This is a genomic window from Thomasclavelia sp., from assembly GCF_017889095.1.
GTDB lineage: Bacteria > Bacillota_I > Bacilli_A > Erysipelotrichales > Coprobacillaceae > Thomasclavelia.
The window spans coordinates 1-1,054 of record NZ_JAGHEW010000396.1 but is presented as its reverse complement, the minus strand read 5'-3'; the positions used below and the strand labels follow the sequence as shown (position 1 = coordinate 1,054).

Here is a 1,054-nt window from a genome sequence, read left to right as displayed (position 1 = left end):
TTTTCAAGCATCAATGGTGTAAATAACGCTTCTTTGATTGCCCCTAACATATTTTGACCATGAATTCCAACTAACCAGAATAACATGATTAAAATATAAATAACGATTACTCCCGGAATTGTTGCTCCAATTGCTCCTAATGGACCTTGAATATAAGTTGAAATTAAATCATTTAAATATAATCCGGTAGCCATTTCAGCAATTCGACCAATAATAGCGATAATAATTAATGTAATACATGCTGGGATTAAAACTTCGAATGCTCGTGCAACTCCTGGTGGTACTGTATCTGGCATCTTTAATTTCAATTTATCTACCTTTCTTAATTTACAGAAAATTTCCACCGATAAAATTCCCACGATCATACCAGTAAATAAGCCAGTAGCGCCTAGTGGGGTACCGCTAATTCCCGAAAAAGCAGTTGTTGCACCAGAATCGTTTACTGCAATCTTAGTAACCCCATCAACAACTTCAGTTAATAAATAATTTCCATAACTGTTTTGGGTTACTGAAAGCCAGCAAGCTAATCCTAATAGTCCTGCAAAGTATCCAGTTTCTCCATTAGCTTCACCGATTTCTTGGGAAATCCCAAAAGTAACCCCTACTGTAATACATGAAATAGTTGCAAATTGAATTGCGGAAAATGCTGGATTGATAAAATCTAGAGCCATTATTGGTTCCCAGAAAAGACCTAATCCAGAATCAGCGTTTACTAATACGTTACACCATAATACCCCAACTGCCCCAGCGATAGTTAAAGGCATAAAGGTTTGAAACGCATTTTTTATCGCTGATAAATACTTGTTCTGTCCACACCACGCACCTACACGTCCAAGGACATCTGCCATTTTATCCATAAACTCTCCTCCTTTTCTTAGATTTTACTAGTAATTAATGAAAAGGAAATAAGCTGTAAGAATAAAGGATTTTTTTATAGTTTATATTTTAACTATTAAAAGATAACTTGATAAAATAATACTTTTTACAATTAGCTTATTGCCTCAAGCAATTATATAGGTTATAAATGGGTTAAGTTATCAAACAACAAAAAAAG

The 1,054-nt window shown here is 34.3% G+C and carries 1 protein-coding gene; it reads right to left on the bottom strand.

The window, feature by feature from the left end:
* On the bottom strand, positions 1-857 hold an 857-nt coding region (locus J7M77_RS16645), incomplete at its 3' end, for a PTS transporter subunit EIIC (protein WP_296880603.1).
* Positions 858-1,054 lie beyond the last annotated feature (197 nt).